At 69.9% G+C, this 23560-nt stretch carries 21 protein-coding genes; 8 read left to right on the top strand and 13 right to left on the bottom strand.

The annotated features are described in order from the left end of the window. The first annotated feature begins 71 nt into the window (after positions 1–71). The gene (locus VXJ25_RS04160; protein WP_330957954.1) at positions 72–1541 is read left to right on the top strand and encodes a radical SAM protein; all 1470 of its coding nucleotides are present in this window, start codon (positions 72–74) and stop codon (positions 1539–1541) included. Positions 1542–2122: 581 nt separating this feature from the next. On the opposite strand, the gene VXJ25_RS04155 is transcribed toward VXJ25_RS04160, so the two are convergent. Next, positions 2123–2824: a TetR/AcrR family transcriptional regulator gene (locus tag VXJ25_RS04155; protein WP_330957953.1), complete on the bottom strand. Its 702-nt coding sequence runs from the start codon at positions 2822–2824 to the stop codon at positions 2123–2125. Between the two features lie 214 nt (positions 2825–3038). Between VXJ25_RS04155 and VXJ25_RS04150 the strand changes: the two genes are divergently transcribed. The 4 genes from VXJ25_RS04150 (at position 3039) to VXJ25_RS04135 (ending at position 5713) form a co-directional block, all read left to right on the top strand. Continuing rightward, entirely contained in the window at positions 3039–3815 is a 777-nt protein-coding gene (locus VXJ25_RS04150; RefSeq protein ID WP_330957952.1) for an acyl-[acyl-carrier-protein] thioesterase, read from the top strand. A 2-nt stretch (positions 3816–3817) separates the two neighbouring features. Further along, positions 3818–4240 carry a (deoxy)nucleoside triphosphate pyrophosphohydrolase gene (locus tag VXJ25_RS04145; protein ID WP_330957951.1) on the top strand — a complete coding sequence of 141 codons (423 nt, stop codon included), beginning with the start codon at positions 3818–3820 and terminating at the stop codon, positions 4238–4240. Between the two features lie 103 nt (positions 4241–4343). Then, positions 4344–5192, top strand: coding sequence for a thymidylate synthase (gene thyA / locus VXJ25_RS04140; protein WP_330957950.1), 849 nt, complete (start codon positions 4344–4346; stop codon positions 5190–5192). Between the two features lie 8 nt (positions 5193–5200). Continuing rightward, on the top strand, positions 5201–5713 hold the full coding sequence (locus VXJ25_RS04135; RefSeq protein WP_330957949.1) for a dihydrofolate reductase: 513 nt from the start codon (positions 5201–5203) through the stop codon (positions 5711–5713). Between the two features lie 92 nt (positions 5714–5805). Here VXJ25_RS04135 and VXJ25_RS04130 read toward each other — a convergent pair whose 3' ends face one another. Then, positions 5806–6474 (bottom strand): hypothetical protein, encoded by a 669-nt coding sequence (locus VXJ25_RS04130; protein ID WP_330957948.1) that lies wholly within the window; start codon positions 6472–6474, stop codon positions 5806–5808. Continuing rightward, on the bottom strand, positions 6471–7355 hold the full coding sequence (locus tag VXJ25_RS04125) for a PLP-dependent transferase (protein WP_330957947.1): 885 nt from the start codon (positions 7353–7355) through the stop codon (positions 6471–6473). The genes VXJ25_RS04130 and VXJ25_RS04125 overlap by 4 nt, the downstream gene beginning before the upstream one ends. A gap of 205 nt (positions 7356–7560) precedes the next feature. Between VXJ25_RS04125 and VXJ25_RS04120 the strand changes: the two genes are divergently transcribed. Beyond that, positions 7561–9642, top strand: a complete 2082-nt coding sequence (locus VXJ25_RS04120) for a DUF3825 domain-containing protein (protein ID WP_330957946.1) — start codon at positions 7561–7563, stop codon at positions 9640–9642. A gap of 146 nt (positions 9643–9788) precedes the next feature. On the opposite strand, the gene thrS is transcribed toward VXJ25_RS04120, so the two are convergent. Next, the gene (gene thrS / locus VXJ25_RS04115) at positions 9789–11552 is read right to left on the bottom strand and encodes a threonine--tRNA ligase (RefSeq protein ID WP_330957945.1); all 1764 of its coding nucleotides are present in this window, start codon (positions 11550–11552) and stop codon (positions 9789–9791) included. A 260-nt stretch (positions 11553–11812) separates the two neighbouring features. Between thrS and VXJ25_RS04110 the strand changes: the two genes are divergently transcribed. Beyond that, positions 11813–12679: an HD domain-containing protein gene (locus VXJ25_RS04110; protein WP_330957944.1), complete on the top strand. Its 867-nt coding sequence runs from the start codon at positions 11813–11815 to the stop codon at positions 12677–12679. Between the two features lie 272 nt (positions 12680–12951). Here the strand turns inward: VXJ25_RS04110 and pflB are convergent, their stop codons facing one another. The 3 genes from pflB to VXJ25_RS04095 form a co-directional block, all read right to left on the bottom strand. After that, positions 12952–15219: a formate C-acetyltransferase gene (pflB, locus tag VXJ25_RS04105; protein WP_330957943.1), complete on the bottom strand. Its 2268-nt coding sequence runs from the start codon at positions 15217–15219 to the stop codon at positions 12952–12954. A gap of 4 nt (positions 15220–15223) precedes the next feature. Next, positions 15224–15964 carry a pyruvate formate-lyase-activating protein gene (gene pflA / locus VXJ25_RS04100; RefSeq protein ID WP_330957942.1) on the bottom strand — a complete coding sequence of 247 codons (741 nt, stop codon included), beginning with the start codon at positions 15962–15964 and terminating at the stop codon, positions 15224–15226. Positions 15965–16111: 147 nt separating this feature from the next. Beyond that, complete coding sequence (locus VXJ25_RS04095) at positions 16112–16924, bottom strand: Crp/Fnr family transcriptional regulator (protein WP_330957941.1); 813 nt, start codon at positions 16922–16924, stop codon at positions 16112–16114. A gap of 193 nt (positions 16925–17117) precedes the next feature. Here VXJ25_RS04095 and VXJ25_RS04090 point away from each other — a divergent pair, with 193 nt between their 5' ends. Beyond that, positions 17118–18662, top strand: coding sequence for a tannase/feruloyl esterase family alpha/beta hydrolase (locus tag VXJ25_RS04090; protein WP_330957940.1), 1545 nt, complete (start codon positions 17118–17120; stop codon positions 18660–18662). A gap of 90 nt (positions 18663–18752) precedes the next feature. Here the strand turns inward: VXJ25_RS04090 and VXJ25_RS04085 are convergent, their stop codons facing one another. The 6 genes from VXJ25_RS04085 to VXJ25_RS04060 all read right to left on the bottom strand — a co-directional run bounded on the left by VXJ25_RS04085 (position 18753) and on the right by VXJ25_RS04060 (position 23493). Beyond that, on the bottom strand, positions 18753–19184 hold the full coding sequence (locus VXJ25_RS04085) for a zinc ribbon domain-containing protein (protein ID WP_330957939.1): 432 nt from the start codon (positions 19182–19184) through the stop codon (positions 18753–18755). A gap of 234 nt (positions 19185–19418) precedes the next feature. Continuing rightward, positions 19419–19841: a 6-pyruvoyl trahydropterin synthase family protein gene (locus VXJ25_RS04080; protein WP_330957938.1), complete on the bottom strand. Its 423-nt coding sequence runs from the start codon at positions 19839–19841 to the stop codon at positions 19419–19421. A gap of 28 nt (positions 19842–19869) precedes the next feature. Further along, entirely contained in the window at positions 19870–21330 is a 1461-nt protein-coding gene (locus tag VXJ25_RS04075; RefSeq protein WP_330957937.1) for a bifunctional folylpolyglutamate synthase/dihydrofolate synthase, read from the bottom strand. A gap of 23 nt (positions 21331–21353) precedes the next feature. After that, positions 21354–22007: a GTP cyclohydrolase I FolE gene (gene folE, locus VXJ25_RS04070; protein ID WP_330957936.1), complete on the bottom strand. Its 654-nt coding sequence runs from the start codon at positions 22005–22007 to the stop codon at positions 21354–21356. Next, positions 22004–22861 carry a bifunctional 5,10-methylenetetrahydrofolate dehydrogenase/5,10-methenyltetrahydrofolate cyclohydrolase gene (locus VXJ25_RS04065; protein ID WP_330957935.1) on the bottom strand — a complete coding sequence of 286 codons (858 nt, stop codon included), beginning with the start codon at positions 22859–22861 and terminating at the stop codon, positions 22004–22006. The genes folE and VXJ25_RS04065 overlap by 4 nt, the downstream gene beginning before the upstream one ends. Next, positions 22861–23493, bottom strand: a complete 633-nt coding sequence (locus VXJ25_RS04060; RefSeq protein ID WP_330957934.1) for a cyclodeaminase/cyclohydrolase family protein — start codon at positions 23491–23493, stop codon at positions 22861–22863. Before VXJ25_RS04060 ends, VXJ25_RS04065 begins: the two co-directional genes overlap by 1 nt. Positions 23494–23560 lie beyond the last annotated feature (67 nt).

Raw genomic sequence — 23560 nt, 5'->3', positions numbered from 1 at the left:
GAGAATCTCACGTGAGCGGTGGCCCGCGCGACCTGCGGGGCCGCTCCAGGCGTCGAAGGAGAGAGGTAATCATGCAGTCTAAGATCGCGCACGCGGCGGAGCGCAAGGCGTTCAGCGTCGCAATCGACCAGATCCTCAAGGCGGGCTCCGGCGAGGACCGCGAGAAGAAGCTCGAGCACGGCGTCAGCATGGCGGAGAAGCTGCTCAAGGACGTCGCGCCCGGCGTCGTCAAGGGCATCAAGACGGGCCTCAAGCCCGGCAGCAAGTGGGAGAGGTGGTTCTTCGACCTCATCGACCAGACGGACCCGCACGTGCTGCGCACCGCGATCCTTAACGGCGGCTACGAGGCCGGCTTCCGCGGCTTCCGCACCTGCATGGAGAACGCGGAGGACCTCGGCTGCAACGTGCCCTGGATCATCCTCTTCGACCCGACGAGCGCCTGCAACAAGCACTGCGTGGGCTGCTGGGCCGCCGACTACGGCAACCGCCTCAACCTCACCTACGACGAGTGCGACAAGCTCATCTGCGAGTCCAAGGCCCTGGGCACGCACCTGTTCATGCTGACCGGCGGCGAGCCCCTCGTCCGCAAGGGCGACGTCCTCAAGCTGGCCGAGAAGCACGACGACTGCCTGTTCAACATCTTCACCAACGCGTCGCTGGTGGACGAGGCCTTCTGCCAGAAGGTCCAGGAGCTCGGCAACATCGTCTTCTCCGTCTCCCTCGAGTCCTACGAGGCCAGCGTCAACGACGGCCGCCGCGGCGCCGGCTCCTTCGAGGAGGTCATGCACGCCTTCGACCTGATGCACGCCCACGGCCTGCTCTACGGCACCTCCACCTGCTACACCCGCGCCAACACCGAGCGCGTCTCCTCCGACCAGTTCTTCCAGCTCCTGGTCGACAAGGGCTGCCGCTGGGCCTGGTACTTCCACTACATGCCCGTCGGCGAGGGCGCCAGCGCAGACCTCATGCCCACGCCCGAGCAGCGCGAGTACATGTTCCACCGCATCCGCGAGGTCCGCGGCTTCGAGGGCGGCTACCCCATCTTCGCGATGGACTTCCAGAACGACGGCGAGTTCGTCGGCGGCTGCATCGCGGGCGGCAGGATCTACTGCCACGTGAACGCCCGCGGCGACGTGGAGCCCTGCGTCTTCATCCACTACTCCAACGCCAACATCCGCGACGGCGCGTGGGTCGACTGCCTCAAGCAGCCGATGTTCCAGGCCTACCGCTCCCGCTACCCCTGGAACGACAACATGCTCCAGCCCTGCCCCATGCTCGAGAACCCCACCATCCTCCCCGAGATGGTCAAGGAGGCCGGCGCCCACTGCACCGAGTACGTCACCCCGGTCACCCCGGAGAGCATCGAGGAGCGCACCGCGCCCTACGCCGCCAGCTGGGCACCCACGGCCAACAAGCTCTGGCTCGAGGAGCATCCCACGGGCAAGAAGGTCTTCAACGACGGTGTCAACGACCTCGAGCCCGAGGAGAAGGTTCGTCGCATGAAGGCGAACGACGAGGAGCGCGAGGCGGTTCTCGACTAGCGCAGTGATGCAGGCGCTCGGCGGGTGCACGTACCAGACCGTATGCCGCTCGAGCGTCAACCGTTTAGTGGGGCGGGGTCCTGGTGGGCCCCGCCCCCTCTTTGCGGCCCCTCTTTGTGGCCCCTCTTTGTGCGCGCGACAGGCGCGGCAGCCGGGCGCACCGGCTTCTGCGAGCCGAGCTCGCTCAACTCTCACGCATGGCCTGTGCGATTCTCGGAGTTATGGACGGGTCCGGAGGCGTCCGACGACGTCGCGGAGGCATGCAACTCGCATTTGCCCAGGATTGGGCTTGGTCTCTCGGAGCCGTTGGCGCTCATCCCGCTCACGAGCGCCAGTCAACCATGGCTGACTCGTCCACAGGTCCCGGATTTGCACGGATGCGGAGCGGGGGCTGCGCACGGACCCCGACGGCGGCCCGCGCGGCGCCTCCGCTCCGACGATCCACCGACCCGATGCAGCCCTTCCGACCGGATTCTGCATTTGGATAGCTTGGGGGCGGGGCAACCGGTACGGCGCCACGCGGACTCCCGCACGTCCGCCGAAGCCCACGCGCCCGCCACCCAGGAGGGGGCCTTTCCTCGCTAGCTCTGCAGCACGACCTTGCGCGAGGCGCTCAGGCGCTTGATGCCCTCGACGAGCAGGTCGTAGGTCAGGGAGCTGACCTCCTCGGTCTCCTCCGCGCTCATGTCGTTGTCGCGCGTGAGCCACCTGAGCGTGAGTGACACGATGCCGCCGGCGATGTAGTCAGAGAGGTAGGCGGTGCGCTCCTGCGAGAGGTTCCCGCTCGCCCCAGGCATCCCGGACGTCCTGGGCATCAGAGGTGCCCCCTCTGCCCCGGTCGTCCCCATCTCCCCGCACGCCGACGAAGCGCCCACCTCGGCGCCACCGGAGTAGCGGCTGAGGAGCCGCCTGCTCAGGACGGAGCGCACCTCGTTGGAGACCTCGAGCCGCGCCGAGGTCATGAACACCCTCCCGAAGGGGCTCGACGCGTCCTTGGACTGGGCGTATATCTTGCGGATAATGGCATAGACGCCGCGCAGGGACGTGGAGTCGCCCTCATCCAGGATGCGGACGACCTCCGTCGCTCCCTCCTCCACGACCTCGTCGACCACCTGCGACACGGAGTCGTAGTGCGCGAAGAACGTGCGACGGTTGATGTAGGCGGCGTCCGCGACCTCGCGCACCGTGATCTCGCGCGGGTCGTGATCGCGCATCAGCTCGATCACCGCCTCGCGAATCGCGCGCTTGGTCTTGATGACGCGAATGTCTGTCTCTCGGGCCATGCCATCCACTCCAATCCTCACCACGATACCACCATCGCAGACGGGCGGTACGAAGCCGGACTGCTAGCGGGCGGCACGAAGCCGGCCAACTCGCGGAAGACGCATCCGCGGCCAGCGCCGACCGTCCCATGGACAGCAGGCGTAGGCCGAGGCGGCGCGCTGGCAGGGCGGGCGCCGGGTGCTAACGTATACGAAGCCAACAGTGAGGAGTTGCATGTATTCGTTCGAAAGCAGGGTCCGCTACAGCGAGTGCGACAAGAGCGGCAGGCTCTCCATCGTCGGCCTGATCGACTACCTACAGGACTGCACGACCTTCCACTCCGACCACGTCGGCCACGGGCTGGAGTTCATGGCGGCGCACGACTACGCCTGGTTCATCGCCGCCTGGCAGATCCACGTCCTCAGGCTCCCCAGGTTCGCGGAGAAGATCCGCGTCTCCACGAACGCCTACGAGATGGGCAGCGTGACCTCCAACAGGAACTTCTCCATCACCGACGAGGGAGGCGAGCCCTGCGTGCTCGCCGACTCCATCTGGTTCACCTACGACACGGCGGCAAAGAGCCCCTGCCGGATCCCGGACTTCGAGCACGTCTACGTCACCGGCGAGCCGAGGCTCGACCTGCCGCGCACCTCGCGCAAGATCAAGGTGCCCAAGGGCGGGGTCGAGCTCCCGAGCTTCCACGTGGTCGAGCAGATGCTCGACACCAACAACCACGTCAACAACGCCCAGTACGTCTCGATCGCCGACGGCATCGTCCGCGCGCGCGACCCGGAGTTCTCGACCCGCGTCATCCGCGTGCAGTACCGCAGCATGGCGCTGCTCGGGGACGTGGTCTGCCCGCGCCTGCACGCGACGGAAGGCGGCTACATCGTCGACCTCGCCGACGAGTCGGGGTCGTCCTACGCAATCGTGAGCTTCGAGTCGCTTCCGACGGAGCCCGGCGCCCCGGCGCCGCTCCCCTCGCCGTCGGGCGCCGGAAGGGAGGCCTAGCCATGGCAGAGCGTAAGGTCCACGCCGTCTGCGCCGTCATCAGCCGCGACGACTCCGTGTTCTGCTGCCAGCGCGGGCACGGCGACATGCAGGGAGGCTGGGAGTTCCCCGGCGGCAAGGTGGAGAAGGGCGAGACGGGCGAGCAGGCCCTCAGGCGCGAGATCTCCGAGGAGCTCGCGGCGCGCCTCTCCACCGTGTGGTTCCTCGACACGGTGGAGCAGGACTACGGGGACTTCCACCTCACGCTCGACTGCTACGTCTGCACCCTCGCGCCCGGCGAGGAGCCGACCCTCCTCGAGCACTCCGACGCGCGCTGGCTCGGCCGCGACGAGCTCCTGGACGTTGACTGGCTGCCGGCTGACCGCAAGGTCGCGATGTCGCTCGGCGTCCTCTGGGACGCGCTGTTCTCGGCGGAGCACCTGTAGGGGACCGGGAGGGGCTCTTGGAGACCGACGACAAGCGCGCGACAGGCGGCCTCTCCGCCTAGGGGCTGCCCGAGGGCAGCGGACGACGACAGATTGGAGCCACATGAGCAAGGCAGACGAGATCTTCGTCGCCATGTGCGACGACATCATCAAGAACGGGACCACGACCGAGGGCCAGAAGGTCCGCCCGCACTGGGAGGACGGCACGAGCGCCTACACCATCAAGCGCTTCGGCGTGTGCAATCGCTACGACCTCAGGGAGGAGTTCCCGGCGCTCACGCTCCGCAGGACCGCCCTCAAGAGCTGCATGGACGAGGTCCTCTGGATCTACCAGCGCAAGTCCAACAACATCCACGACCTCCACAGCCACATCTGGGACGAGTGGGCCGACGAGACGGGCTCGATCGGCAAGGCCTACGGCTACCAGGTGGCCCAGAGGAGCCACTACCCCGAGGGCGACTTCGACCAGATGGACCGCGTCCTGTGGCAGCTCGAGCACGAGCCCTACAGCAGGCGCATCATGACGAACCTGTACAACTTCCACGACCTCTCGGAGATGCACCTCTACCCGTGCGCCTTCAATGCGATCTACAACGTGACGCGCGCGCCGGGCGACGAGAGGCCGACGCTCAACCTGCTGCTCGTCCAGCGCAGCCAGGACGTCCTCGCGGCCAACAACTGGAACGTCTGCCAGTACGCGCTCCTGCTCATGATGGTCGCGCAGGTCGAGGGCATGGTCGCCGGCGAGCTCGTCCACATGATCGCGGACGCCCACATCTACGACCGCCACGTCGACGTCGTACGCGAGCTCATCGAGCGCCCGCAGTACCCGGCCCCCAAGGTCTCGCTCAACCCCGAGGTCACGGACTTCTACGACTTCACCACCGACGACCTCGTCGTCGAGGACTACCAGCACGGCCCGCAGGTCAAGAACATCCCCATCGCGATCTAGGAGGCCAGATGAACGCGATCGTCTCTGTGACGGGCGACTGGGGCATCGGCTCCGAGGGCAGGCTCCTCGTGAGGAACAAGGCCGACATGCACCGCTTCGTCGAGCTCACGATGGGCGGCACCGTGCTGATGGGCCGCAAGACCTTCGAGAGCTTCCCCGGCGGGGCGCTCAAGGGGCGCCGCAACGTCGTCCTCACCCGCGACGGGGGCTTCCGGGCCGCCGGCGTCGAGGTGGTCCACGACGTCGACGAGGCCCTGCGCGCCGTCTCGGAAGGGGCAGGTGAGAAGGGCGGGAAGGGCGAGAAGGTCTGGCTCATCGGGGGCGAGAGCGTCTACCGCGAGCTCCTCCCCGCCTGCGAGCTCGCCTACGTCACGAAGAACGACGTCGTGCTCCCCGCCGACGCCTTCTTCCCCGACCTCGACGCGAACCCGTCATGGGTCGTCGCCGAGGAGGAGCCCGGAGGGGTGACCGCCGGGGGCGTGCCCTTCTCCTACGTCACCTACCAGCGCGTACGCCCGTAGGTACGGCGGGGTCGCCGGGGAGCGTGCCATGCGCGACCGCACCGTGGCGCGGGTCCCGGCGCGCGGCCGGCGCCCGCGCCGTGGCGCCTCCCCTACCAGGCGACCTGCTGACCGGCGAAGAAGACGGAGACGAGCTCGTCCTCGCTGCCGTCCTCGAGCCTCCAGGACGAGCCGTCGGCGCGGCGGAGCCTGAGCTCGCCGGAGGCGCTGACCGTCTCCGTCGACGCGTCGACCTCCTCGTAGAGGAGCTCCGCGTAGCGCCTCGAGATCGCGTCCTTGTCGCCCGCCGCGTACGCCTGCTGGCCATCTTCGCTCTCGAGCCACGCGTCCGCGCGCGCCTCCGCGGAGGCCATCGCCGCCGAGAAGTCCGCGTTGGAGCTCGAGACGGCCACGACCGCCTCGTCGCCCGTGACCTGGACGGAGTCGATCGTGTAGTCGAAGTGCCTCCCGAGGTGCGACATCAGCTCGTAGAGGTCGATGCCCTCCCCCGCGAGCTCGGTCGCCGCCGCGTCGAGCTCCGCCGCCCCGGAGGTGCCCACGAGCCCCTCGAGGCCCTCCCTCGTGGGGTCCTTGAGGACGTCGAGGACAGCGGCTGCGGACGCCCGAGCCTGGCCCGCGTCGTCCGTGCACGCCGCGAGGCCGACAGGCGCGACGAGCGCGAGGGCGGCCGCCAGCGCGAGGGCTACGACCCGCCACGTCCTTGTCAGCGCCGCCCGCCGGACCGAGCGCCAGGCTGCTGGACGAACCCCTCGCGACCTCATGCGGTCGCGAGGACGCGCTCGAGCTTGGAGACGAACGGAAGGGGCTTCGCGTGGCCGCAGCGCAGGCGGACGAGGGCATGCAGCGGGTCCTTCTCGCCCTGCGCGAGCCTTAGGAACTCCACGCCGTCGCCCCCGGGGGCCCACGGGTCCAGCACCTCGCGCGCGCTCTCGAGGACACGGGCCATGGAGCCGGTGTCCGTGAGGTCGAGCTCGAAGTCGACGCAGCTCCCGAAGCCGTTCCTGATGATGCTCGACGCCACGGCGAACGACGGGTCGTGCGGCAGACCCGGGTAGTAGACGTGGGCGACCTTAGGGTGGCAGAGCAGGTAGTAGGCCACGACCTGCGCGCAGTCAAAGGCCGCGCGGCGGCGCTCGTCGAAGTCCTCCAGGCCGGTGGCGAGCTCTACGACCTCTGCCGCCGTGGGCCTCCGGATGCCCTTGAGCCTCCGGCCGAGGTCGGTGACGGCCTGCACGGCGTCCCTCGAGACGCTGATCGCCATGAGGTTGGAGCCCTCGCGCTGCACCACGTGGTCCAGCTCCTCGTAGGCGATGTGCGCCCCGAGGCGCGTCGCCTGGCACCCGAAGGAGGTGGCCAGCGTGTTGTCCGCCACGAGGAGCTCCCCGGCGTCCCGGGCGTCGCCGGCGGCCTGGCGCACGTCGTGGCACGTGACCGGCCTGCCGCCCAGCACGCGCAGGAACCTGACCTTGCGCTCGAGGCCCAGCCGCCTGAGTGCCCCGATGCCGTCCTCCATCGCCACGATGCGGGTCCGCACCGCGCACAGCCGCCTCGAGAAGCCGTCCTCGATGGTGGCGAGGGCGTCCTCGTACGCGGCTTGGTCGTCCAGTATCCCCTCCAGCTCGGCCGCGCGTCCAGATTCCAAGGCGTCTCCTTCCCCTCGTGTCCTCTACGCTCCTTTCTTAAAGCAGAGTGTAACATCGCCTGAAAGCGCCATCAGCAAGGATACGACCGGTGCGCGCCGCGTGGGCGAGCCACTGGTCCAAGACAGGGTGGCAGGCGGCGCGGGAGGGTGTGCTGGTGCTACCATCGTCTAGCACACTACGAAGGGACCACAATTGCAGCCTACCTTGACACCTGGGAATAAGCTCTACTTTTATCGCCTCCTCTCGGAGCGCTTCGGATTCGGCCGTCAGACGTTCGTGACGCACGTCGAGGAGGTGCTCGCAGAGGACGGCCTCTCGGCGGCGGACCTCGGCATCGCCTCCACGCGCGAGCTCCTCGAGATGCTCGACGAGTTCGTGACCATCCTCGACTTCAAGGGAGGCCGCTCCTACGTCCGCATCGAGCGCCTCCCCGACTGGGACAAGTACCTCGAGGCCGCCGAGGACGACAAGGACCGCAAGGCAGCGGGCGGCAAGCCCTGGAGGAAGGGACGCCAGCCGAAGGGCGCGCGGCCTACCAGGCCGAAGTGCGTGCGCAAGGCGAAGAAGCCCGCGGAGCCCGAGGCCGTGGCGGCCCCCGCGGAGCCCGAGGCCGTGGCGGTCCCCTTGGAGCCCGAGGCCGTGGCGGCCCCCGCGGAGCCCGAGGCTGTGGCGGCACCCGTGGAGCCCGAGGCCGTGACGGGCGATGCGGCTGAGAAGCCCGCGGAGCCCGAGGCTGCATCCGGCGAGGACGTGCGCGTCGCGCCGGCCTCTAGCGAGGAACCTGCGAGCGAGGCTGCCGCCGACGAGGCTCCGGCCGACGAGGCGCCGACCGCCGAGGCCGAGGTCGACGGCGAGGACGGCACAGCCGAGGCGCCGGCCCGCCCCTCCGCAGAGCCCACGACGCCCACGTCCTTCTCCGCCCCTGCCGCGCCCGCGGCCCCCACGGCATCCGCCGCACCCGCGGCACCCGTCGCGCCCGTGGCGCTGCCCATCGCCGTGGACGAGGCGCCCGACCTGCGAGGCATCCCGACCGACTTCACCGCCGAGGTGCACCTTCCCACGCGCCTCGCCGGCGCCCTCGCGCGCGCCCTCCCCTTCGACGCGAACCTCCCCAAGGTGCTCGACGAGGACTGGGCCTACGCCGTCTCGACCGGCGCCGTCCGGGGAAGCCGCACGCGCGTCTCCTTCCCCCTGCGCTACCTCCACGCCGACGGCACCCCCATCGAGCTCGCGCTCGCCCATGGGAAGGCCGACCCCACCGGGAGGTCCTGGCGCGTCGAGCGGGTGGACGACGACGCGACCGGTGCGGCCCTCGAGGCCGCCGGCCCCTCCGGGTGCCCCGTCGAGGCCGAGCCCTGGGAGCTGCTCGTCCCCGCGCGACGCGACTTCGAGGAGCGCGTCAGCGTGAGGCGCGAGTTCGCCTCCCTCGTCGCCATCCCCTCGTGGGACGCCCTCGTCGGCGCGCTCGCATCCGCCTGCGCGCCCGATGGGTGGCGCTTCGAGAAGGACGGCGACGTCGCGGACTCCCACGGGCTTCTCCGCTACTACCTCTGCGCGACCGTGTTCCGCATCAGGCGCCAGGGCAGGCTCGTCCAGGACGCCTCGGGCAGGAGGGCCGCGCTCGACACCGGCCTGCGCGACCCGCGCGGGCTCGACGTGTACCTCGTCCTCAAGGCCACGGAGGAGGGCGGGGCCTCCGGCGTCGCCGCGCCGTGGACGGCCGACGCAGTCGTCGCGGCAGACCCCCTCGCCGACGAGCGGCCCGCAGCCCTCGCGGCCTTCGGGGAGCTTCCGCTGCCCGCGAGCTACCTCGACGCCGCGGAGGGCCTCGTGCCCGCGCTGGACGCGAAACTCGAGCTCGACCTCGGGCAAATCGCCCTGCACCAGCTGAGCCGGCTCCCGCGCGCCTTCCTGGAGGAGGCGCTCGCGGAGAGTCCGCGCACGTCCGGGCTCCTGGCGAAGGGCTCCCCCGACGATCTGGGTCGAGCGGTCCTGGAAGACGAGGCCCTTCTCGCCCGTCTGGCCACGCCCATCGAGCGGGCGTGCCGAAGGGCGCTGCGCTCGGCCGCGCTCGGCTACCGTCCCTGCGTGCCCGCCTACGTGCCGGCCACCGATGCGGTCGTGCCCCTGCTGCCGGTCGCGCTCGCCGGGGACGCCATCGACTGCTGCGTCGCCCTGCGGCCGTCTGGGGACGGCACCTATGCGGCAGGCGCCTTCCTCTCGCTGGCAGACGCCCGCGCCTGCGCCCGGCCTGCCTGCGCCTGCCCGCCCGCCTGGCTCCTCTGACGTCGGCGCCGCGGCGGCGCACCTGCGCCCGGCGCAGACGTCCCCCGACGAGGAAGAGCCCCCGTCCCGACCCGTGCTCGGGTCCCGGATGGGGGCTCTTCTGCCAAGGCGTGGGTGGCCGCAAGCGCCTGCGGCCTCGGCGCCCTCTAGCCGCGGCGCTCGCGGATCTCGGCCGTGACGTCGGCGATGAAGTCGTCCAGCTCGGCGGTGTGCGTCTCGTTGGTGCGGTCGCGCACGGAGATGTTGCCGGCCTCCTTCTCCTTCTCGCCGAGGATCAGCATGTACGGCACGCGGTCGATGCTGCGGGCCTCACGGATCTTGTAGCCGATCTTCTCGTCGCGCTCGTCCACCTTGACGCGCACGCCGGCGTCGCGGAGCTTGCGCGCTACCTCGTCGGCGTACTCGCGGGTCTTCTCGGAGACGGGGAGCACCTTGACCTGGCAGGGCGAGAGCCAGGTCGGGAACTTGCCCGCGTACTGCTCGGTCAGCATGCCGATGAAGCGCTCGAAGGAGCCGAAGCCCGCGCGATGGATCATGATCGGGCGCTTCTTGCTGCCGTCCTTGTCGGTGTACTCGAGCTCGAAGTTCTGCGGGAGCTGGAAGTCGAGCTGGATGGTGCCGCACTGCCAGGTCCTGCCGAGGCAGTCCTGCAGGTGGAAGTCGATCTTGGGGCCGTAGAAGGCGCCGTCGCCGGGGTTGAGCGTGTAGTCGACGCCCATGGCCTCCAGCGCGTCCTTGAGGCCCTGCTCGGCGAGCGCCCAGTCCTCGTCGGAGCCCATGGAGTCATCCGGACGGGTGGAGAGCTCGACCTTGTAGGGGAACCCGAACTGCTTGTAGTAGGCCGTGATCAGGTGCGCGACGTCCGTCACCTGCTCGGTGATCTGGTCCGGGCGGATGAAGAGGTGCGCGTCGTCCTGCGTGAAGGAGCGCACGCGGAAAAGGCCGTGGAGGGCGCCGCGCAGCTCGTGGCGGTGGTCCTTACCGGCCTCGGCGAGCTTGAGCGGCAGGTCACGGTAGCTGCGGGGGCGCGACTTGTAGATCAGGCAGGCGCCGGGGCAGTTCATCGGCTTGATGGCGTAGTCCTCGTCGTCGATGGACGTGGTGTACATGTTCTCCTTGTAGTGGTCCCAGTGGCCCGAGGTCTCCCAGAGCTGGCGGGAGAGGATGATCGGCGTGTCGACCTGCTCATAGCCGTACGCGTCCTGCATCTCCATCCAGTACTGCTTGAGGGAGTTGACGATCCTCATGCCGTTGGGGAGCCAGAAGGGGAAGCCCGGACCGAAGTCCGAGAACATGAAGAGCTCCATCTCCTTGCCGATCTTGCGGTGGTCGCGCTTCTCGGCCTCCTCGAGGAGCTTGAAGTAGGCGTCCATCTCATCCTTGTTGCGGAACGCGACGCCGTTGATGCGGGTGAGCATCTTGTTGTTGGAGTCGGCCTTCCAGTAGGCGCCGGAGACGGCCGTGAGCTTGAAGGCCTTCAGCGCCTTGGTGTAGAGGAGGTGGGGCCCCACGCACATGTCGACGTACTCGCCCTGCTGGTAGAAGGTGATGCGCACGCTGGGGTCGAGGTCACCGATGTGCTCGACCTTGTAGTCCTGGCCGCGCTCCGCCATGAAGGCGACGGCCTCGTCGCGCGGCTTCTCGAAGGCCTGGAACTTGAGGTTCTCCTTGCAGATCTTGCGCATCTCCGCCTCGATCGCGGGGAAGTCCTCCTCGGAGACCTTCCTGTCGCCGAGATCGACGTCGTAGTAGAAGCCGTTGTCGGTCGCGGGGCCGTAGGCGAACTTCGCCCCGGGGTAGAGGCGCGCGATGGCCTGGGCCATGATGTGGGCTGCGGAGTGGCGGATCACGTGGAGTTCCTGGTCCTCGGGGATCTCCTCGACGTGGCCGTCGTTGAACAGTGCCTTCATGTGATAAAACCTCTCACTTGGATGTCTTCTGGCAAACGGTTGGTGGCGACTGCCGCACGGCTGGGCCGCAGCAAAAGGGCAGGCGCCTACCTAGTCAGCGTCCCCGGCGCTCCCGCGCGAGGCAGGTCTGATCCTAAGCGCATTCTTGCCTCCGTATAGCTCGACATACGCAGGAAAGTCTACACCACCTGACGCCCGAGCACGAAGCCGGTCCCCACCGGGACCGCTTCGTCACGCAAGCAACGCAAGGAGGAAAGACCATGGAAATCGACCGCGAGAGGGCGCGGGCCGCCTTCGACGCCTACGTGGGCGGCTTCGACGCCGGCGACCCCAAGATCTCGCTCAAGGCGGAGCACACCCTGCGCGTGGCGCAGCTGGCCGAGAAGATCGCGCGCTCCGAGCTCCGCAGCGAGGCGGGCGCAGGGCCCGGCGCGGACCCGGAGGCCTCCGCGGACGCAGGGCGCGGCGCGGACCCGGAGGCCTCCGCCGACCTGGCATGGCTCCTCGGCCTGCTCCACGACGTCGGCCGCTTCGTGCAGGTCCGCACGTGGGGGACCTTCGACGACTCCCGCTCCGCGAGCCACGCCGACCTCGGGGCGCGCGTGCTCTTCGAGGGCTTCGCGGGCGCACCTCCCGCCATCCGCGACTTCGTGGAGGACCCCTCCGAGGACGACCTCCTCCGCACCGCCGTCGCCCTCCACAGCTCCTGGCACCTGCCTCCCCGCCTGGACGAGCGCACGCGCTTCTTCTGCCAGGTGCTGAGGGACGCGGACAAGGTCGACATCCTCGAGGTCAACTGCGTGCGCCCGGTCGAGGACATCTACGGCATCAGCGAGCGCGACCTGCTCGGAAGCGAGCTCTCCGAGGAGAGCAAGGCCTGGTTCTGGCGCCACTCCACCATCCCCAGGGCCGCGCGCCACCATCCAGCAGACGTCCTTCTCGGCCACGTCTGCTTCGTGTGGGACCTCTGCTACCCGGAGAGCCTGCGCGAGACCGTGCGCCAGGGCCACCTCTTCCGCATGGTCGAGCGGCCCTGGGAGAGGCCGGACACGGCCCGCGAGTTCGCGCGCATGGACGCCCACCTCAGGTCGTGGCTGGCGGCGGCGGGCTACCTCGCCGCCGAGTGACCCGGCCATAACGGCGCGGGCCGATGCCGCGCCCCCCTGCCCCGGAAGTTGTGTCATGGCCAGGCGATTGCGACCGTGTTCACCGAGGGGAACTACGCACGATTGGCTTTAAGTTTACTGAAATCCCTGCAAATCCACAAACCCAAACTCTATCGTGCGTAATTCCGGCTTCGGCAGACGCCCCGCATCCCTCCGAAAGGGATGCGGGGCGCTCCGTAGGTCCGGGCGCCCCGTAGGTCCGGGCGCTCCGTAGGTGCGGGACGCCCGTCGCCCTACATCCTGTCGTGGCAGGTGCGGGCGATCACGTCGAGCTGCTGCTCGCGCGTGAGGTCGATGAACTTCACCGCGTACCCCGAGACACGGATGGTGAAGTTGGCGTACTCGGGCCTCTCCGGGTGCTCCATGGCGTCCTTGAGCTTCTCTACACCGAAGACGTTCACGTTCAGGTGGTGCGCTCCGTTGGCGAAGTAGCCATCCATCACGCTCACGAGGTTGCGCACGCGCTCGTCCTCCGTGTGCCCGAGCGCGCCGGGGTTGATGGTCTGGGTGTTGGAGATGCCGTCCAGCGCGTACTCGTAGGGCAGCTTGGCCACGGAGTTGAGGCTCGCGAGCAGCCCGTTCTTCTCCGCCCCGTAGGAGGGGTTGGCGCCGGGCGCGAAGGGCACGAAGGCCTCGCGGCCGTCCGGCAGGGCGCCGGTGGCCTTGCCGTAGACCACGTTCGAGGTGATCGTGAGGATCGAGGTCGTGGGCTCCGAGTCGCGGTAGGTGTGGTGCTTCCTCACCTTGGTGATGAAGGTGCGCAGGAGCCAGACGGCGATCTCGTCGGCCCTGTCGTCGTCGTTGCCGTAGCGGGGGAAGTCGCCCTCGACCTCGAAGCCGGTGGCGACGCCCTCCTCGTCGCGCACGCAGCGGACGCGGGCGTACTTGATGGCGGAGAGCGAGTCGACCACGTGGCTGAAGCCGGCGATGCCCGTGGCGAAGGTGCGGCGCACGTCGGTGTCGATGAGCGCCATCTCGGCGGCCTCGTAGTAGTACTTGTCGTGCATGTACTGGATGAGGTTGAGGATGTTGACGTAGAGGCCGGAGAGCCAGTCCATCATCAGGTCGAACTTGTGCATGACCTCGTCGTAGTCGAGGTACTCGCCCTGGATCGGCGCGAGCTCGGGACCCACCTGCAGGTGCCTGCCGGTCCTCTTGTCCAGGAACTTCTCGTCCTTGCCGCCGTTGATGGCGTAGAGGAGGCACTTGGCGAGGTTGGCGCGCGCGCCGAAGAACTGCATCTCCTTGCCGGTCTGCGTCGCGGAGACGCAGCAGCAGATGCTGTAGTCGTCGCCCCAGACGGGCCTCATCACGTCGTCGTTCTCGTACTGCACCGAGGAGGTGCGAATCGAGATGCGCGACGCGTAGGCGCGGAAGGCCTCGGGCAGCCGGCGCGAGTAGAGCACGGTGAGGTTGGGCTCGGGGGCCGGTCCCATGTTCTCCAGCGTGTGCAGGAAGCGGAAGTCGGTCCTGGTGACCATGTGGCGGCCGTCCTGGCCGAGGCCCGCGACCTCGAGCGTCGCCCAGACGGGGTCGCCCGAGAAGAGCTCGTTGTAGGAGGGGATGCGGGCGAACTTGACCATGCGGAACTTGAGCACCAGGTGGTCGATGAGCTCCTGGGCCTCCTGCTCGGAGATCCTGCCGGCCGCGAGGTCGCGCTGGAGGTAGATGTCGAGGAAGGTGGAGATGCGCCCGACGGACATCGCGGCGCCGTTCTGCGTCTTGATGGCGGCGAGGTAGCCGAAGTAGAGCCACTGCACGGCCTCGCGAGCGTCGGCGGCCGGCCGGGAGATGTCGAAGCCGTAGGCGCGCGCCATCTCCTTCATGCCGGCGAGCGCGCGGATCTGGTCGGCCACATCCTCGCGCAGGCGGATGACGTCGTCGGTCATGGTGCCGTCGCCGCAGTTGGCGAGGTCGGCGCGCTTCTGCTCCACAAGGAAGTCGATGCCGTAGAGGGCAACGCGGCGGTAGTCGCCCACGATGCGGCCGCGGCCGTAGGTGTCGGGCAGGCCGGTGATGATGTGGGAGTGGCGCGCGGCGCGCATCTCGGGGGTGTAGGCGTCGAAGACCGCCTGGTTGTGCGTCTTGCGGTACTCGTTGAAGATCTTGTCGAACTTGTCGTTCACGTGGTAGCCGTAGGTCTCGGCCGCCTGCTGCGCCATGCGGATGCCGCCGTAGGGCATGAACGCGCGCTTGAGGGGCTTGTCGGTCTGCAGGCCCACGACGCGCTCGAGCTCGGGGTGCTCGACGTCGATGTATCCGGGGCCGTAGGCGGTGAGGCCTGAGACGACCTCGCACTCGCACTCGAGGACGCCCCCGCGGGCGCGCTCCTCGGCCTGCAGCTCCTGGACGCGACCCCAGAGGCGCTCGGTGGCCTCGGTCGGCCCCGCGAGGAAGGACTCGTCCCCGTCGTAGGGCTCGTAGTTGCTCTGGATGAAGTCGCGCACGTTCACGTCTCGCCGCCAGTGGGTCCCCTTGAACCCGGTCCACTCCTCGCGCATGCCGCTACCTCCTCGTCTCGGTGGCGCGGAGGATCCGCTCCGCGTTCTCTATCCTTGCCGGCGCGGGCGGCTCGACGCCCTCGAGGGGGTAGTCGAGCCCCAGCTCGCGCCATTTGTAGGCACCCATCGTGTGGTACGGGAGCACCTCGACGCGCTCCACGTTGGAGAGCGACGACACGAACTCCGCGGTCCGCGCGAGGTAGGCGTCGTCGTCGGTCACGCCGGGCACGAGGACGTGCCTGACCCAGACCGGCTGGCCGATCTCGTCGAGGTGGGCGAGGCCGTCCAGGATGTTGGCGTTCCCCCTGCCCGTGAGCCACTCGTGGCGGGCGGGGTCGATGTGCTTGAGGTCGGCGAGCACCAGGTCGGTCGCGCCCATGAGCTCGTCGAAGCGCGCGAGCCAGCCGGGCTCGCGCGTGAAGGGCGCGAGCGCCGTGTCGAGGCAGGTCGAGATGCCGCGCTCGTGCGCTTCGCCGAAGAGGGAGAGAAGGAAGTCGAGCTGCAGGAGCGGCTCGCCGCCCGAGACCGTGATGCCGCCCTCCTCGCCCCAGTAGGCGCGGTAGCGCTCGGCGCGGTCGAGGAGCTCCGTGGAGTCCGCAAGCTCGCCTGCGCTCGCGTCCCAGGTGTCCGCGTTGTGGCAGTAGCGGCACCTGAGGGCGCAGCCCTGCACGAAGACAACGAACCTGACGCCCGGCCCGTCGACCGACCCGAAGGTCTCTATGGAGTGGATGCGACCCTGCGCCACGCGTACCCCCTCAACACCTTGCGCCCTCGTCAACTGACAAGCACAAGATATCGGCGGTCCGCGCGCAGTTCCTTGATTCTGGTCAAGGAAGCGGGATTTCCCCAAATACTAGCGGGAAGCACACATTTCGCCGGGAAGGGGCGCGCCCTACTCGTCGCTCTCGGACTCGGCGATGCGGCGCAGCCTCTCGTGGTCGGTGACCACGAGCTTGCCGCGGCCCAGGCGCTTGATGACGCCCTCGCGCGCGAGCCTGGACACGTTGCGCGAGACGGTCTCGGGCCTCAGGCACACCGAGCCGGCGATGTCCTCGAGCTTGAGCGAGATCTCGCCGTGCAGGCAGCGCTTCTCGCGAAGCAGCAGGTAACCGGCCACGCGGCGCCTGGGGTCGCGCACCCCGAGCAGCATGGCCTTCTCCTCCGCCTCCACCAGCTCGGTGGAGAGCATCCGGATGAGGGCGAAGCTCGCCTGCGGGTTGGAGGAGAGCATCCGCTCGAAGCTCCTCCGGCTGATCGAGCAGACCTCCGCGTCCTCGAGGCAGCCGACGGAGTAGTGGTAGGCGCTCTCCTCCATGAACATGCCGTGCCAGATCGCCTGGCCCTCGTGGAGGACGTCGAGCACGATCTCCTCCCCGTCCACGTCGGTCCGGAAGGTCTTGATGCGCCCGCGCCTGATGACGAGGATGGAGCTGATGGGGTCGCCCTCCCTGACGACGGTCTCCCCGTGCGAGAAGGACCGGTGGCTGGCACCCCGCATGAGCTCGAACTTGGCCTCGCGGGGGAGCTTCGCGAAGAGGCGGATGCCGTCGAGGCAGGAGCCGTCGGGACCCGAGCGCAGGGGGCAGGCGCCGTGCCTCCCGAGCTCCCCCGCCGCCATGGGAGCCACTCCGCGCGCCGCCGCGACGCCGACCGAGGCCGCGCGCCCCCCTCCCTGAGACTCTCTCCCGAAGACCCCCTCGCCCATGTCTCCCCCTTCTCGCGCGACCACCATACCAGAGGCGGGCCGCCCACACGCGAGACGGTCCCCCGCGCGCACGGACGGAGCCGGCCCACGCGGCCGCACAGGTGCTACGATGCCCCCGCGGGGAGGTGCCATCCCCGCGACGCCCGGCATCCCGCCGGGACGCGATCCCAGGCGGCACGTATGCGAGGTCACCATGAGCACACAAGCAGAGCGCTGGGGCGAGACGCCCCTCCCCTCCCACATCCCCCGGGACCTTATTGACCTCCCCACGGGCGGCGCGGAGGTCGACCTCGTCAGCGAGGAGGACGAGGACGGGCCCGACCCCTACTGGCTCGTCCGGGGGCGCATCCTCCCCGCGGGCGGCACCGCGGAGCCCATCCGCTTCGAGGCGCGCCTGCCGCGCTACACCTGGAACGGCAGGATGCTGCAGGTCGGGGGCGGCGGCTTCGACGGCTCCGTCCCCCTCATGGACAGGGTGGGCGTCGGCTCGGAGCAGTGGTACGGCGTGCCCACGCCCGTGGAGCAAGGCTACGTCGTCTACGGCAGCGACTCGGGCCACAGCGCCCCCGCGGGCGGCCTCGCCCAGCCCGAGCAGGCGACCTTCGCCCTCGACGACGAGATGCTCGCCAACTTCGCGCACGAGCACGTCAAGAAGGTCCACGACGTGGTGGCGGCCCTGGTCCGCGACGCCTACGGCACGAGCGCCGAGCACAGCTACTTCTGCGGCTCCTCCAACGGCGGCAGGGAGGCGCTCAAAGCGGCGCAGCTCTACCCCGCCGACTTCGACGGCGTCATAGCGGGCTACCCCGCCATCTATTGGGTCGCGATGGGGCTCTGGGGCTCCCGGTGCGGGGACATCGTCCAGCGCGCAGGGGCCGACGCGTGGATTGGCCCCGAGCTCTGGGAGCGGGCGGAGCGGGCGGTCGTGAGGACCCTGGATGGCCTGGACGGCCTGGAGGACGGTCTCGTCTGCAACCTTGCGGCGGCGTCCGGAAGGCGCGACGAGACGCTCTCGGTGCTGGCGGGAGTCCTGAGCCCGCACCAGCTGGACCTCGTCTCCGCCATCGCCGCGCCCTACGACCTCAAAGGCATCGGCTACCCCCTGGCCGACGAGTACCCCGGCCCCGCCGTCGAGCTCGGCGAGCCCCTGCGAGACGACTCCAACCTGGTCGCCATCAACGTGCTCCCCAGCAGCCCCACCGAGCGCGACGGGCTCGTCACCCAGTTCGCCGACGACTTCCTCTCCTACCTGGTCATGCGCGACCCCGGCTTCGACCCGCGGGACTTCGACGCAGGCGCCCACGCAGACGAGCTGATCGCGGCGGCCCGCCTCTTGGACGCCTCGTCCACCGACCTCGACGGGTTCGCCCACCGCGGGGGGAAGCTCGTGGTCTACCACGGGACCTACGACCAGCTCATCGCCTTCCCGGCAACCATCCGCTGGTTCGAGGCGCTGGCCGGGCGCTACGGCGAGAACACCAGCGACTTCGCGCGGCTCTTCGTGGTGCCTGGCATGGGCCACGGGATCGGGGCGTTCGACATGGGCGCGGACCTCCTGGGCGCACTCGACGAATGGGTCTGCGCCGGCACCGCCCCCGACGGCGTCGTGGCATACGACCGCCAGGGGCGCGAGGGGAGCCACCCCCTCCCGCTGTTCGCCTACCCGCGCTACGCGCGCTACTCAGGGGGCGACCCCGCCAACCCCTCTAGCTACGTGGCGGCAGGACCGCGCCCCTAGGGGCGAGACGAGGGGAGGGCCCCGGCCGAAGCCGGGACCCTCCTCTGCTCAGTCTGCCTGGTCGGCCTCGGCCGGGCATGCACGGGCGGGCTACTGGATCCTCGTACGGCAGTACGGGCAGACCTTCCAGTCCGCGTTGAGCGGGCGGTGGCAGGTCGGGCAGACGTTGCGGACCTGCGTGTTGCACATTGGGCAGACCACGAAGTCCCGGTCGATGGGCGCGCCGCACTGCGGGCAGATGCCGTAGTGCGAGAGCTGGTGCTCGCGCAGGGCGATGTCGAGGTCCTGCTCCTCGCGGTCGACGAGGTAGGAGCTCGGGCGCAGGATCACGTAGGCGAGCAGACCGATGATGGGGATCACGGAGATGATCGCCCACAGCCACCAGGGGTTCGCGCCCCTGCGCTGGGCGTCGCGGACCACGTAGACGATAGAAAGGACGTACAGCATCACGATGAACGCGACGATGAGGTAGAGGACCATCCTCACCTCGGGCGTGATGATCTGCTCGAGAAGATCAGACATGGGCACAGGCTCCTTTGGGGTTCGTCTCAGGCGCTGGCAGCCAGGCCGTGCCGGCACCGCTGGCAGCCCTCCGGCCAGCAAGCCGCCAGCCAAGCTCTCTTGATTGTAGCAAAGGCGCCCTGGTGGCGTGGCGACGCCGGCACGACTGCGCGGCCGTGCGGCCGGCGGGCGCCAGCCTGGCGAGGGGGCGGCGGGCCCCGCCGCACCGCCGTCGGAGCGCCGGCGACAACGCGCCTAGCCCACGAAGTAGGTCGCGCAGTTGAGCGGCGTCTCGTAGCAGTCGACCTGGCTCACCGGCAGGCCGCGCGCGAGGAGGCGCTCCGCGAAGTGGCGCGCGAGGTTCTCGGCCGTCGTGCGGAAGGGCAGCACGGTGAGCGAGAAGCCCTCACGCTCCAGCGCCTCGAGCGTCTCCGGCGCGAGCGACCCCTCCTCCACGAGGAAGGTGTGGTCGAGCCGCGCGGCCTCCTCGCGCACGACGCGCTTGAAGGCCCCGAAGTCGAGCACCATGTCGCGCTCGGTGCCCTCCTGGCCCAGGCCGTCCTGGCGGATGTAGGCGACCATGCGCCAACGGTGCCCGTGGAGGTTCTCGCACTTGCCGTGGTAGTCGGTCAGGAAGTGGGCCGAGTCGAAGCTCGCCTCAGTCTTGAGTCCGTACAACCTGCTGCTCCTTCCCCGTGGCCGGCGCCTACGCGCGCCCGGCCGTGATGTCGTCTCCCCCGCGCCTGTTCTGGACGCCCGGCCTCAGGATGGCGGCCACCTCGCCCGCCGTCGTGATCGAGCCGCAGGCCACGTACGCGACCTCGGCGAGGGCCGCGCAGGCCTCGGGCACGGAGCCGAAGGTCCCCGAGACGGGCCTTCCCTCCCGCAGGAAGGCCTCCGCGAGCTCTGGGGCCGGAAGCGCCCTCGGCGAGGAGGTCTCGGTCACGTAGACCTCGGGGAACTCGGGCGCGAGCAGGCGCACGATGCCCTTGACGTCCTTGTCGGCCAGGACCGCGCAGAGAAGGGCCGGCCGTTCCGCCTCGTTCGGCGCGACCTCGCGCACGGACTCGAGGAAGGCGGCGACGCTCTGCGGGTTGTGGCAGGCGTCGATGAGGACGCAGGGGTCGGCGCGCAGGACGTCGAAGCGGCCGGGCGTGGGGCAGCGGACCACCGAGTCGAAGAGGCGCTCGTCGTCGAGGCGCCGCCCGAGCCAGCGCTCGCAGAGGACGGTCGCGCAGGCGACGTTGGCGGCCTGGTAGGCGGGCTTGAGCGCGGAGAGGCCCTCGTGGGTGCTGCCGTCGGGCAGGCGAACGTCGACGATGAGGGCGGCGCCGATCCTGTCGGGGCGCTGGCGCACGTGGAAGGTCGCGAGCGGCAACCCCTCGTGGGCCCGCGGCTCGCCGGGCTGCATCACGCCGGCGGCGTCGGCTGGCTCCTCGGGCCTCACGAGCACCGGCGTCACACCCTCCTCCTCGCAGCGCGCGAGGAAGACGTCCTCGACCGAGGCGGGCGTCGCCGTGCCCGCGCCGAGCACGCAGGTGCGGCCGCGCCTGATGATGGCGGCCTTCTCGCCCGCGATCTTCTCCAGCGTGTCGCCGAGGATACGCATGTGGTCGAGGCCGATCCCGGTCACGGCGACGCCCTCTATGGACTTCACGGCGCTGGTGGCGTCCCAGCGGCCGCCCATCCCGCACTCGAGGACCGCCACGTCCACGCCGGCCTCGGCGAAGACGACGCAGGCGGCGACGGTGATGAGGTCGAACTCGGTGACGTCGTAGGGGCGCTCGCCCGCGGCCGCGCGGCGCGCGTTGACGCGCAGGCCCGCCTCGCGGGCCGCCGCGACGCCGTGGGCGAAGGCGGGCTCGCTCACGGGGTGGCCCTGCACCTCCATGCGCTCGGTCAGGCTCACGAGCTCGGGCGACGTGTAGAGCGCCACCCGCAGGCCCTCGCCCATGAGGACCTGCGCCGCGAAGCGCGAGGTCGACGTCTTGCCGTTGGTGCCCGCGACCTGCAGGCTCCTGAAGGCGAGGTCGGGGTCGCCGAGCTCTGCCAGCATGTCCTCCACGCTCTCGAGCATCGGCTGGATGCCGAAGCGCCGGGTCTCGCGCAGCCGAGCCGTCGCCTCTTCGTAGGTGTATTCGGGAATCTCGAACGGAACCTGGTACATGTCTCTCCTCGCGCGCCTCGCGCCTACTTGCCGAGGAGGCGAAGGGCCTCCTCGCGCGTCCTTATGTCCTCCCTGAAGACGCCGCGCACGGCCGACGTCGTGGTGAGCGACCCGGCGCTCCTCGCGCCCCGCATGGTCATGCAGGTGTGCTCCGCCTCGAGGACGACCATCGCACCCAGGGGGTCGAGCTCGGCGACCAGGGCGTCTGCTATCTCGGACGTCAGCCGCTCCTGCACCTGGAGGCGCCGGGCGTAGCCCGTGACGCAGCGCGCTATCTTCGAGAGCCCCGTGATGCGGCCCGCCCGCGGGATGTAGGCGACGGAGGCGCGTCCCACGAAAGGCAGGATGTGGTGCTCGCACATCGAGGAGAACGGGATGTCCTTCACGACCACCATCTCCTGGTTGTGGTCCTCCCTGAACTGCCTCCTCAGGTGCGCCCCGGGGTCCTCCTGCATGCCGCCGAGCAGCTCCTCGCAGGCGCGCGCCACCCGCTCGGGCGTGCCCGCGAGGCCCTCGCGGTCCGGGTCCTCCCCGATGGCGAGGAGGAACTCGCGCACGGCGGCCTCCGCCCTCGCCTTGTCGAGGCGGGCGAAGCCCTGGTCGTTGAGCTCGCGCCCGAAGGCGTCGCGCTCCCCCGTCAGCTCCGCCTCGCGGTAGGAGCTCGTCTCCTCGATCATCTTCCCACGCTCCTCTCCGCGGCCTCGACCACGTGCATGGCCAGGCAGGCCGTCGTCACGGCGCCCACCCCGCCCGGCACGGGCGTGATCGCGCCCACGACGGGCTCCACGGCTCCGAAGTCGACGTCGCCCACGAGCCTGCCCGCCTCCTCGTCCCAGTTGATCCCCACGTCGACCACGACCTGGCCCGGGGCGGCGCACGAGGCGTCGAAGATGCCCGCATGCCCCGCGGCGACGACCACGACGTCCGCCGCCCGGCAGTGCGCGGCGAGGTCGCGCGTCCTCGAGTGGCACGTCGTGACGGTCGCGTCGGCGCCCATGAGCATCATCGACACGGGCCGGCCGATCACGAGGGAGCGGCCGACGACGCAGGCGTCGGCGCCCGCCAGCGCGACCCCGTAGTGGCGCAGGACCTGCATGACCGCCTCGGCCGTGCACGGCGGGAAGCCCACCGCCCGCCCCTCGAAGACGCCCAGCAGCGAGGCGGCCGTCGCGCAGTCCACGTCCTTCTCCGGCGCGATCGCGGCGCACGCCGCAGCCTCGTCGAGCCCCTCCGGCAGCGGCCTCATGAGGAGGCACCCGTGCACGGTGGCGTCCTCGCCCACGCGCTCGATCGCAGAGACGAGCTCGGCCGAGGTGCATCGGTCGCCGAGAAGGACGTGCTCCAGCTCGATCCCGCAGGCGGCGCAGCGCTTCTCGATCCCCCGCTCGTAGGAGAGGTCCGCCTCCCGCGCGCCCACCCGCACGACGGCGAGCTTCGGGACCACCCCCGCCGACGCGAGCGCGGACGCGCGCCCGGCGACCTCCTCCACGAGTGCCTTCGCGACCGGCGCCCCCCTCATCAGCCGTGCCATCACTCAGCCCCCCTGATCTTCTCCATGACCCTCGCTTCGACGGCCTCGGCCCTCGGCACGTACGTGGCGAGCAGCTCGTCGCAGCGCGCCTCCGTGGCCTCGGCCCACGCGCGGTCGGCGAGGTTGGCGGTGTTCACGAAGACATTGAGGCTCGCCGCCTCGAGCGCCGCGCGAGCGAGAAGGGCCGCCACCCCCGCGTCCGAGACGAGCAGCCTCGAGCACTTGCGCTGCGCCTCGTCGACGAGGTCGATCGTGCGCGCCACGAGCTCCATAGCCTCCATCGGCGCCGCGCAGGCGTCCTTCGTCGCCCGCTCGAGGGTGGCCGCGCGAGCGGGGTCCGTCCTCGGGAGGGCGTAGGCCCTCGTCAGCGGCTCAAGGGCGGAGGCGTCGGCGTCGACGAGCTCGAGGAGCCTTAGGCGGACCCCCTCCGCCTCGCCGAGGATCCGCTCGAGGTCGCGCTCGTGCTCGGCATAGCGCGGCTTGCCTACGGTGAAGACGGCCGTCATCGAGCAGAGCGCGCTCGAGAGGGCACCGACGTAGGCGGCGGCACTCCCGCCGCCCGGGACGGACAGCTTCGCGGCGAGCCTCTCGGCGAACTCCGCGCAGCTCGCGTCCACGACTCTCTGGTACATGGAAGCCAACTTTCTCACGGTGGTCATCTGCGCCACAGACGAGGCGGGGCACTCCGGATCGGGGCGC

The organism is Olsenella absiana (assembly GCF_036408855.1).
GTDB classification, from domain to species: domain Bacteria; phylum Actinomycetota; class Coriobacteriia; order Coriobacteriales; family Atopobiaceae; genus Olsenella_K; species Olsenella_K absiana.
Note: the sequence above shows the minus strand (reverse complement) of the source record. Positions and strands in the feature narration are given on the sequence as shown.

Bases quoted from the DNA above. Each gene is read 5' to 3' on its own strand.
- VXJ25_RS04160 (WP_330957954.1), top strand. From the start codon at position 72: ATGCAGTCTAAGATCGCGCACGCGGCGGAGCGCAAGGCGTTCAGCGTC.
- VXJ25_RS04155 (WP_330957953.1), bottom strand. From the start codon at position 2,824: ATGGCCCGAGAGACAGACATTCGCGTCATCAAGACCAAGCGCGCGATT.
- VXJ25_RS04150 (WP_330957952.1), top strand. From the start codon at position 3,039: ATGTATTCGTTCGAAAGCAGGGTCCGCTACAGCGAGTGCGACAAGAGC.
- VXJ25_RS04145 (WP_330957951.1), top strand. From the start codon at position 3,818: ATGGCAGAGCGTAAGGTCCACGCCGTCTGCGCCGTCATCAGCCGCGAC.
- thyA (WP_330957950.1), top strand. From the start codon at position 4,344: ATGAGCAAGGCAGACGAGATCTTCGTCGCCATGTGCGACGACATCATC.
- VXJ25_RS04135 (WP_330957949.1), top strand. From the start codon at position 5,201: ATGAACGCGATCGTCTCTGTGACGGGCGACTGGGGCATCGGCTCCGAG.
- VXJ25_RS04130 (WP_330957948.1), bottom strand. From the start codon at position 6,474: ATGAGGTCGCGAGGGGTTCGTCCAGCAGCCTGGCGCTCGGTCCGGCGG.
- thrS (WP_330957945.1), bottom strand. From the start codon at position 11,552: ATGAAGGCACTGTTCAACGACGGCCACGTCGAGGAGATCCCCGAGGAC.
- VXJ25_RS04110 (WP_330957944.1), top strand. From the start codon at position 11,813: ATGGAAATCGACCGCGAGAGGGCGCGGGCCGCCTTCGACGCCTACGTG.
- pflB (WP_330957943.1), bottom strand. From the start codon at position 15,219: ATGCGCGAGGAGTGGACCGGGTTCAAGGGGACCCACTGGCGGCGAGAC.
- VXJ25_RS04095 (WP_330957941.1), bottom strand. From the start codon at position 16,924: ATGGGCGAGGGGGTCTTCGGGAGAGAGTCTCAGGGAGGGGGGCGCGCG.
- VXJ25_RS04090 (WP_330957940.1), top strand. From the start codon at position 17,118: ATGAGCACACAAGCAGAGCGCTGGGGCGAGACGCCCCTCCCCTCCCAC.
- VXJ25_RS04085 (WP_330957939.1), bottom strand. From the start codon at position 19,184: ATGTCTGATCTTCTCGAGCAGATCATCACGCCCGAGGTGAGGATGGTC.
- VXJ25_RS04075 (WP_330957937.1), bottom strand. From the start codon at position 21,330: ATGTACCAGGTTCCGTTCGAGATTCCCGAATACACCTACGAAGAGGCG.
- folE (WP_330957936.1), bottom strand. From the start codon at position 22,007: ATGATCGAGGAGACGAGCTCCTACCGCGAGGCGGAGCTGACGGGGGAG.
- VXJ25_RS04065 (WP_330957935.1), bottom strand. From the start codon at position 22,861: ATGGCACGGCTGATGAGGGGGGCGCCGGTCGCGAAGGCACTCGTGGAG.
- VXJ25_RS04060 (WP_330957934.1), bottom strand. From the start codon at position 23,493: ATGTACCAGAGAGTCGTGGACGCGAGCTGCGCGGAGTTCGCCGAGAGG.